Consider the following 9,310-nt stretch of genomic DNA (forward strand, 5'->3'; position numbering starts at 1 on the left):
TTGTCATTATGGAAGAAACATTGCGCAAGCAAGCAAGCAAGCAAGCAAGCCTCGGCCGTGAGATTCACGCTCACGAAGAAAATAGGTTTTCTCCTGCTGATGCCGCTCTTCGGGTCACTCGTCAGCATCGCCTTCTTTGTGGGGTTCATGGAGGAAACCAAGACCGACGGCCACTTCGTGAACGTGGCCGGACGGCAGCGCATGCTCTTAGTCGAACTTCGCGCATGGGCCCACATGGTGGCGATAGGCCAGGTGGAGGACCGGGCAGGCCTCCAGACCCGGATCGCGGAATTCGAGAAATCCTTGTCCGCGATGGAGCGGGGCGGAGAGGTCATGAATGGCCGGCTCGTCCCGGCTCCTCCGGAAGTGGGCGGCGAACTGGCCGCGGTGGACAAGCTCTGGCGCACACTGAAGCCGGACCTGGTCGATGTGGCCGTCAGACCTCGCGGCGAGCCGCAATTCCAGGAGGCCTACCGCCGCATCGAATCCGGGACGGACGAACTGCAGAAGTTATCGCATCAACTCGTCACTCGCTTCGAGGAAGGGACGCAGCATTTGCGTCGCCGGATGCTCTACACGCTTGGAATCATTGCCTGCCTGATGGGCACCATCTTTCTGGTGGGCATTTTTCTGGCCCGCCGCTACATCGTCCAGCCGATCCTCCGGGTTGACGAAGCGGCCAGGCGCATCGGTGCCGGTGACTTTTCGCAGCGGCTCGAGATCACGACTCGAGACGAGCTGTCCTCTCTCGCGTATACCTTCAACCGGATGGCGGCCGAGACCGAGCAGCTCCTGAATGCGTTGAATCTGCGGCGCAGGTACGCCGAAACCATTATTGCAAGCGTGCCTGCGGGACTCCTCGTCCTTCGGGACGACCTCGCCGTGCTCAGTGCCAATGGTTCGTTCCGCGAGACCTTCGGGGTCGACAAGCAGGCGATCGCCCGCCACCCGATGGTGACGGAGTTGCTGCCGGTGAGCGGGCTGAAAGAAGCCGCTCTCGAGGTGCTCTCTACCGGGGAAGAGAAGCGGAACCTCCCGATGGAGATGCCAGCAAAAGACGGTTCGCGACGTTTGTTACGGATCACCCTGGCAGGAACGCGGCTTGCGGAAGAAGAAGAAGAAGAAGAAGAAGCTCGGCTGCTCGTGATCGTGGAGGACGTGACCGAAGAGGAGGCACTGCGCGCCGCCGCGCTGGAATCCGAACGCCGTTTCCGGGACTTGGTCCAAGGGCTGGATGCCATCGTCTGGGAAGGCGAGGCGAGCGGCGAGGGGCTGCGCTTCACTTTCGTCAGCCGCCGCGCGGAAAGCATTCTGGGCTTCCCGATCGAGCGCTGGCTCGCCGAGCCCGATTTCTGGAAAGACCGTGTCCACCCGGACGATCGGGATGCGGTGAGCGGCTTTTGCCGCAGGATTCTCGAGCACGACGGCGGCTCCCATGGCGAGGGCGCGGCTTGGGAAGTCGAGTTCCGTATGCAGTCGGCGGACGGGCGCATGGTCTGGTTCCACAACCGCGCGCGCCAGGCGGCCGATTTCCCCGGGGTCCGGCCGCGCGGCGTGATGATGGACATCACCCACCGCAAGCTTGCCGAGCAGGCGCTCATTGACAGCGAGCAGCGCTATGCGGCGCTGTTTGAGGCGGCGCCGGTGCCCATGTGGGTGTACGACATCGCCACCACACAGTTCCTGGCGGTTAACAATGCGGCGATTCAAAGCTACGGTTATTCGGCCGAAGAATTTCTGGCGATGACGATTTTCGGTATTCGTCCCGAGGCAGAGCATGGCCGTATGCGCCAGCAACTGGCCGAAGCGGTGTCGAAGCGAAGAGAATCCTGGCAGCACCGCCGAAAAGACGGTTCGGTATTTCCGGTGGATATCGTTTCGCAGCCGGTTCAATATGCCGGCCGGGCAGCGCGCTTTGTCGTGGCGCTGGACATGACCGCCCAGGTCAAAGCGGAAAAGGACGTACAGGACTATCTCTTTACGCTGCAGCGCGCCGTTGACGCAGCCCAGGCCATTGTCTGGCATCAGACGCTGCAGGGCAGGCTGCAAGAGGTCGCTGACCAGGCGCGTGGGGTGATTGGTGCGCACCAGGCGGTGGTGAGTATTCACAAGGGCAATGAGTGGGCGCAGGCCATCAATACGCGGTCATTGTCCGATAAATATGCCGCCTACCGTGAGCTGAACCAAGCCATGAATGGCCGCGGCATTTACGCGCTGGTCTGCGAAACCAACCATTCCATGCGCCTGACGCAAGCCGAACTGGAAGCGCACCCGCGCTGGCGCGGCTTTGGTCGCTATGCCAGCCAGCACCCGCCGATGCGGGGCTGGCTGGCGGTGCCGCTGACCGGGCGCGACGGCACAAACATCGGGCTGCTGCAGCTGTCTGACAAATACGAGGGCGAGTTCACGCAACAGGATGAATATGTCGCGCTGGAGCTGGCCCAACTGGCTTCGAGCGCGATAGACAATGCTCGGCTGATCGAAGAGGTCAACCAGCTCAATGTCGGACTGGAGCAAAAAGTGACCGCGCGCACCGCCGCGCTGGCGCGCCAGGAGGCCTTGTTCCATGCACTGGCCGAGCAGGCGCCGCAGGCGATATGGACGGCCAACCCGGAGGGGGACGGGACCTACTACAACCGCGCGTGGGTTGACCTGGTGGGTGGCACACTGGAGAGCTGGTCCGGTTACAAATGGTTGGCCCTCATTCATCCCGAAGACCTGCCCGATGTCAAGGCGACGTGGCAGGTTGCCCGTGCGAACCGGGCGCCGTATACGGGCATTCGGCGCCTGCGGGCCAAAGACGGCAGCTACCACACCATGGCCTACGGCGCGTCACCGGTGTTTGACGAGCAGGGGGAGGTGAGCTTCTGGGTGGGGATTGATGCGGACATCACCGAGGTCAAGGCCATTGAGGCGGCCTTGCGCCTGTCGAACCAGGAGCTGGAAGCCTTCTCATATTCGGTCTCTCATGATCTGCGTTCGCCGCTGAACACGGTGGACGGTTTTAGCCGTCTGTTGGCCAAACAGCTCGCTGCCGGCAACCCGAACGAAAAAGTCCAGCACTACCTGTCCCGCATCCAGGCGGGGGTGGCGCAGATGGGGCAGCTGATTGAAGACCTGCTGTCGCTGGCGCAGGTCTCGCGCTTGGAATTGCGCCGCGAAACGGTCGATCTGAGCGCCTTGGCGCGCGAGATCGCCGATGAATGCCGCGGGCGTAACCCGGAACGCGTGGCCAACATCAGCATAGAAGACGGTTTACAGGTTCAGGGCGACGGGCGGCTGATCCGTGTGGTGATGGAAAACCTGGTCGGCAATGCCTGGAAGTTCACCTCCCAGCGAGACTGTGCCGAAATCAAGGTCGGGCACAAAACAGACGCCGCCGGGGTCCCGGCATTTTTCGTGCAGGACAACGGTGCGGGCTTTGACATGGCTTACGCTGACAAGCTCTTCCATGCCTTCCAGCGGCTGCATGCCGTGACCGAGTTTCCCGGCACCGGTGTGGGCTTGGCCACCGTCAGCCGCGTGATCGGGCGGCATGGGGGCCAGCTATGGGCCGATTCGACGCCCGGGCTCGGGGCCACTTTCTTCTTTACGCTGCGCAAAGTGCCGGTTCCTGCCTGAGCAGCACCATCCGCTTGATCTTGGCTTCAAGCGCAAGTTCCTTCTCGACTGCGAGCTTGCGAATGTCGGAGCAGCAGGACGACGCTTCCCGGAAGCGGGGTAATCGTACTTTTGATGCATCGGACGGACTTCTATGTGCTTGTTTTGCAAAGACTTTTCCATGACAATCGCACCAATTTACCAAAAGTACGATTACCCCGGGTATGACGCGGGTTTTGCAGGAGCTTTCGCGACGAGGGCGTCGAGATCACACTGGAGATCTTGGCGGGCCTGGCGCCGTTTCGCACGGCTCACATCAATCGGTTCGGCGACTACACGCTGGATTTCCGACGAAAGATCGGGCCTTTGAATTTCGACACCACAATAATTCCAATAAAATCATAGGTTTAGGGTCGTTTTCGCGGTTTTTTACATGAATCCCTGCCGAGCCTCTCATTGAGTTCGTCTAGATCTCGAGAGGCTGAGTTCCATTTTTCGATGGATGCCTCTGAGAACCGGTCGAGCTCGAGAAGCCCGGGTCGCGCGCCCTGCGCTGGCGATGGTGATGGCCGGCTGGGAGCGGAATCGAAACCATGCACATGATCCGCAAGGGGCAGTTGGGCGCCCCGAGGGCCAAACCATGTCCGCGGCACAGCAGTTCTACAGCTTGGCGGCTTGATCAACAGGCCGGCCGCGCAACTCTTTTCGCCTCGGCTCCCCTATCGCAACAAAGCCACCCCAAGCGACCGGACCGTGGCCGCGCCGCGGCGCTGGCCAAGGTGCAGCAGGACGAGTTCAATTGCCTGGGGCAGTTCAGCGATGCGAAGCCAGACGCATGCCAGGAGCTGGCGTACATGGTGACCGACCCCGCCGGCCTGGAAGCCGCGTTCAAGACGCCGAGCCTGCGCAACGTCGCCATGCGGCCGCCGTACATGCATGCGGGGCAGTTCGCGAACCTGGAGGAGGTGGTGGGCCACTACGCCAGGTCACCGGCTGCGACGGTCGGCCACTCCGAGCTGGCGCATGGCGAAGGCGCGCACAAGGAGCGCAAGCCGATCAAGCTGTCGGAGCGTGAGATCAGGGACGTGGCTGCGTTTCTGGGGACGCTGAGCGGGGGGATTGTGGAGCGGGGGAAGCTCTTGACGTCACCCTGAACGCCCTGGACTCAGCTGCCGGAGCCTGTCGGCTCCATCGATGCATAGGGCCGAACGGCGCAAGCGCGGAGCTCTACCGCGGTCTCCTCAGGACTTCGCAGTCCTGCTCCGATGCGCCAAGTCGATCCATAACCTGAGGGAATAGGCCGCCGCCAGAATTTCAATTTCCTTGATCTGGATCAAACAATACAGTCATCTCCAATGCCGGTTACCGGCTGATCAAGGAGTAATGAATGATGGCAGTTGAAAGCCCCGCGGCCCCACAGACCGCACGCGAGAGCAGCCTGCGGATCCGCCGTCTCGGCGTCTTCCTGGGCGCTGAAGTCACCGGAATTGATCTGACACAACCACTCGATCGTGCGACCGCCGACGAGGTGCGGCAAGCGCATGCCGAGCATGGCGTGCTGGTTTTCCCGAACCAGGACATCTCGTCGGATGACCTCAAGCGATTTGGGCGCTATTTCGGTGAGCTGAGCGTGCACCCGTTCTCGACGAATGCGGCCGATGCCCCAGAACTGATCGTCTACGACAACAAGGAAGGAAACCCGCCGGCGCCGACGGATATCTGGCATACCGACGAGACCTTCCGCGAGGCGCCGCCCATGGGAACCGCGCTGTGCTCCAAGATCGTTCCGCAGGTGGGAGGCAACACGGCGTTCGCCAGCATGACGGCGGTGTATGAAGGGCTATCCGACCGCTGGCAGCGCTTCCTGTCGGGACTGGAGGCCGTGCACGACTTCAAGCCGTTCCGAAGCCTGTTTCCGGACGACCGCGCCGGCATCGAGAAGCTGCGCAAATTCGAGGATAAATACCCCGCCGTCACTCATCCCGTCGTGTGTGTCCACCCGATCACCGGCCGCAAGGCGATCTTCGTCAACCCGCAGTTCACCCTCTATATCAAGGGCATGGCGGAGGACGAGAGCCGCATGATCCTCGACATGCTGTATCGCAAGACCCTGATCCACGAGTACCAGTACCGGCATCAATGGCAGGCCAACATGCTCGTATTCTGGGATAACCGCAATGTCCAGCACTCGGCACTACACGACTACTACCCGCAGCGCAGGCTCATGGAACGCGTGACCATGGCTGGCACCCGACCCATCCCGGAGGCCCCTGCCGCCGATCACAAGGACCTGCGGCGCTACCTGATGCCGCCACTGTCGCAGTTCCGCAATGCGGGAACAGTGCCGCAACGGCAACACGAGACCTGACGCTCGGCGTCCGTTCATTTCATCGATCCACGTCGCAAGGCGCGCGCCCTGTCGGGGCGGGCGCCTGTCGCCACTTCAAACCAAGGAGACATCGTGTCACGCATTTCCCGCCGAACTTTTGCCGCTTTGCTCACGGCGTTGGCTGCTGTTGCCGCTCCGGCCGCAATCGCGCAGGACGCCTATCCCGCCAGGCCGATCCGCCTGGTCGTTCCCTACCCGCCGGGCGGCTTCACGGACATCCTGGGCAGGCTCATGGCCGAGAAGCTGCAGGCCGGCATCGGACAGCCGGTCGTGGTGGACAACAAGGGCGGCGGCGGCAGCACCATCGGCACGGGCTTGGTCGCCAACGCGCCCGCCGACGGCTACACCTTGCTGCTGGTGGCGCCGGACCTCGCCATCAATGAAAGCCTGATGGCCAACCGGCTGTCCTACGACGCCCGCAAGGCCTTCGCTCCGGTGATGCAGGCCGCGTGGTCGCCCATGGTGCTGGTGTCCCATCCCTCCCTGCCGGTGAAAACGGTGGCGGAACTGATCGCGCTGGCGAAGGCCCAGCCCGGCAAGATCAACTTCGGCTCCGGCGGCAACGGCACGGGCGCCCACCTGGCGCTCGAGCTGTTCCGCTCGCGTGCCGGCATCGACATCGTGCACGTTCCCTACAAGGGCAACGGCCCGGCGACCACCGACCTGCTGGGGGGCCAGGTCTCCGCGATGTTCCTGCAGTACGCCGTGGCCCGGCCGCACATCGAGGCCGGCAAGCTGCGCGTCCTGGCCACCCCCAGCGGCAAGCGGTCGGCCGCGATGCCGGATGTGCCGACGATCGCCGAAAGCGGCCTGCCCGGTTTCGACGTGCAGCCCTGGTTCGGCGTGGTAGCCCCGGCGGGCACGCCGGCGCCCGTGGTCAACCGGCTCCATGCCGAGATGGCCAAGGTGATGCAGCGACCCGATGTCAGGCAGAAGCTCGCCTCGCTCGCGGCTGAACCCACGGCCACGACGCCCAAGGAGTTCGCCACCCTCATCGACAGCGAGATCACACGTTGGGCCTCCGTCGTCAAGGAGTCCGGCGCGAAGGCCGAGTGATGCCGGGGCCGGCGATCGACCTGCACGCCCATTGGGTCCCCCCTGGCGCTCGCGCGCAAGCTGCGCGAGCGCAGCGACGCGGTGCCGCGGATCGAGCAAGTGGTCGCCGGTGGCGAGCGGCTGGTCATGCCCATCGGAACGCTGGGCTTCCATCAGCACGACGTGGAGCCGGCTTTGCGCCTGGAGCTGATGGATCGCTGCGGCGTCCGCCGCCAGCTGCTATCGCTGCCAGGCCTGTTCGGCGTCGACAGCCTGCCTCTGGAGCAGGCGGCGCCGCTGGTGCGGCTGTTCAACGATACCTGCGCCGAACTCTGTCGCGCGCATCCGTTGCGCTTTGCAGGGTTGGCGGCGTTGCCCCTGGCGGACATGGATGCGGCGGTCGCCGAGCTGCAGCGGGCCCGCCGTGACTTGGGGCTGGTCGGGGCGATCTGCCGGTGGATGGGTTCCTCTCGGAGGCCACAGCGGCTCGCCTCGCACCGATCTTCTCGGCCGGCGACGCCCTGGGGGCGCACCTCTTCGTGCACCCCGGCCGCTTGGCCGACGGCGGTGCGCTGCAGCAGCCGCCGCCCGACCACGATCTCGCGCGCCGCGCGCTGGCCGTACAGCATGACATCGGTGAGGCCATGGTGACGCTGCTGCTGTCGGATTTCCTCGAGCCGTACCGCAACGTCACGGTGCAGGTTTCCAACCTGGGCGGCACCTTCCCCGCCGTGGTTGAGCGCATGGACCACATGGTGCAGCTGCGCGACCCTGGCCGCACGCTGCCTTCAGCCCGCGCGCCGCGTGTCTGGGTGGACTGCGCCTCACTGGGAGCGCGAGCGCTGAAGCAGGCGGTCGGGCTGTTCGGCGCCGACCATGTGGTCGTGGGCACGGACTGCCCCATCTTCGATACCGCGCGCACCCTGGAGGCCGTTCGATCGGCCCACCTGTCGGAGGACGAGCGGGCGCAAATCCTGCACGGGAACGCCGACGCGCTGCTGGCCCGCTTCGCCTGACCGGCGTCAGGCAAGCGCGGTCGGAAACGGCGCCTGGTCCACCGCCTTGAGCTGCTCGCGCACCAGTTGCGCGAGCAGTTCGGCCTTCTGGCGCACGTACGCGGAATCCTCCCAGCGGTTGACACGCTCGCGCGGATCTGCCTGCAGGTCGTAAAGCTCGCCGAAGGTCGTGTCGCGGTAGACGCTCAGGCGCCACGTCGCTGTCACCAGGGAATGCACGCGCGGCGGCTTGTCGAATCCAAAGCACAACCGCTGCTGCTCTTCCTCGATCAGCACGGCGTCTCGCACCGCGGTGTCGTTGCCCAGCACGGGCAGCAGGCTCCGGCCTTGCATGCCCCATGGCGTGGCAACGCCGGCGCGCTCCAGCACCGTCGCCGCCAGATCCATGCTGCTGGCCAGCTGCCCGGTCACCGTGCCGTAGCGCTGCGGCAGCGCCGGATCGGACCAGATGAAGGGCACACGCACCAGGCTCTGGTAATGCGCCGGCCCTTTTAGCAGCAGGCGATGGTCGCCGAGGAAGTCGCCGTGGTCGCTGGTGAAGGCGAGCACGGTATCTTCCAGCAGCCCGTGCTGGCGCAGCGTCCCCAGCACGCGGCCGATGGCGTCGTCGATGCAGGCAACCATACCGCAGGACAAAGCGTGCGCCTCTCGCGCTTCCCGTTCGCTGGCCGCGAAGGCAGCGAAGCCGCCCACCTGCGCGCGCCCCGCTGCGCGCTCATCGAACACCGCCTGCACGTGCGGCGGCACCGGCCACTCGCGATCCGCGTAGGCCCATTCCGCAGGCATCTCGTCGGGGCTGTACATGTCCCAGTAGCGGCCCGGCGGGGTGAACGGATGGTGCGGGTCGGGGAACGACACCAACAGAAAGAATGGCCGATCCTGGGTCGCCAGGCGCGCGATCGCTTCGCAAGATTTCTCCGCGACGTACGCCGTCGGGTACAGCGCCTCCGGCACGGCCGTGCGCCAAGCCTGCGGGCAGACATAGTCGTGGGGCAGCGCGTTCTCCGGCCCCCGCAGGCTGCGGACGTCTGCCCCCTTCTCGCGGGCCCAGGCCAGGTAGTTACCCTCCACGAAGTCGCCGTGGCCCGTCGCGAGGTCAACGTGCTCGAATCCGTAGAACGGCAGCGTCACCTGCGTTTGCGGGTCGTCCCAGTCGCGGCGACCTTCCTGGTCGTACTCGGGCCCGTCGCGGTGGTCGCGCCGCGCACCCGACAACGCTGGCGAAGGCGCTCGCAGGGCGGGCGGGGGTGCGGCGCGCTCCAGCTTGGGG

5 protein-coding genes and 2 pseudogenes are annotated in these 9,310 nt (G+C 64.8%); 6 read left to right on the forward strand and 1 reads right to left on the reverse strand.

Annotated features, from left to right (window positions below; genetic code table 11):
- From B7G52_RS12910 to B7G52_RS24120, 6 genes and pseudogenes are all read left to right on the forward strand, one after another.
- Positions 1-3,621, forward strand: a complete 3,621-nt coding sequence (locus B7G52_RS12910) for a PAS domain S-box protein (RefSeq protein ID WP_141397462.1) — start codon at positions 1-3, stop codon at positions 3,619-3,621.
- Positions 3,622-3,824: 203 nt separating this feature from the next.
- Positions 3,825-4,005: pseudogene (locus B7G52_RS24465) on the forward strand (Tn3 family transposase); the annotation flags it as partial.
- A 188-nt stretch (positions 4,006-4,193) separates the two neighbouring features.
- A complete protein-coding gene (locus tag B7G52_RS12915) occupies positions 4,194-4,754 on the forward strand; it encodes a hypothetical protein (protein WP_096697980.1) in 561 nt (186 codons plus the stop codon).
- A 233-nt stretch (positions 4,755-4,987) separates the two neighbouring features.
- Positions 4,988-5,968 carry a TauD/TfdA family dioxygenase gene (locus tag B7G52_RS12920; protein WP_240523442.1) on the forward strand — a complete coding sequence of 327 codons (981 nt, stop codon included), beginning with the start codon at positions 4,988-4,990 and terminating at the stop codon, positions 5,966-5,968.
- A 93-nt stretch (positions 5,969-6,061) separates the two neighbouring features.
- Positions 6,062-7,045: a tripartite tricarboxylate transporter substrate binding protein gene (locus B7G52_RS12925; protein ID WP_096697981.1), complete on the forward strand. Its 984-nt coding sequence runs from the start codon at positions 6,062-6,064 to the stop codon at positions 7,043-7,045.
- Positions 7,046-7,234: 189 nt separating this feature from the next.
- Positions 7,235-8,040, forward strand: a pseudogene (locus B7G52_RS24120) (amidohydrolase family protein).
- 6 nt (positions 8,041-8,046) lie between these two features.
- Here the strand turns inward: B7G52_RS24120 and B7G52_RS12940 are convergent.
- On the reverse strand, positions 8,047-9,310 hold a 1,264-nt coding region (locus B7G52_RS12940), incomplete at its 5' end, for a sulfatase (RefSeq protein ID WP_141397464.1).

It is taken from the genome of Polaromonas sp. AER18D-145, assembly GCF_002379095.1.
In the GTDB taxonomy this organism is placed as follows: Bacteria; Pseudomonadota; Gammaproteobacteria; order Burkholderiales; family Burkholderiaceae_C; genus Polaromonas.

Bases quoted from the DNA above. Each gene is read 5' to 3' on its own strand.
- B7G52_RS12915 (WP_096697980.1), top strand. From the start codon at position 4,194: ATGCACATGATCCGCAAGGGGCAGTTGGGCGCCCCGAGGGCCAAACCA.
- B7G52_RS12920 (WP_240523442.1), top strand. From the start codon at position 4,988: ATGATGGCAGTTGAAAGCCCCGCGGCCCCACAGACCGCACGCGAGAGC.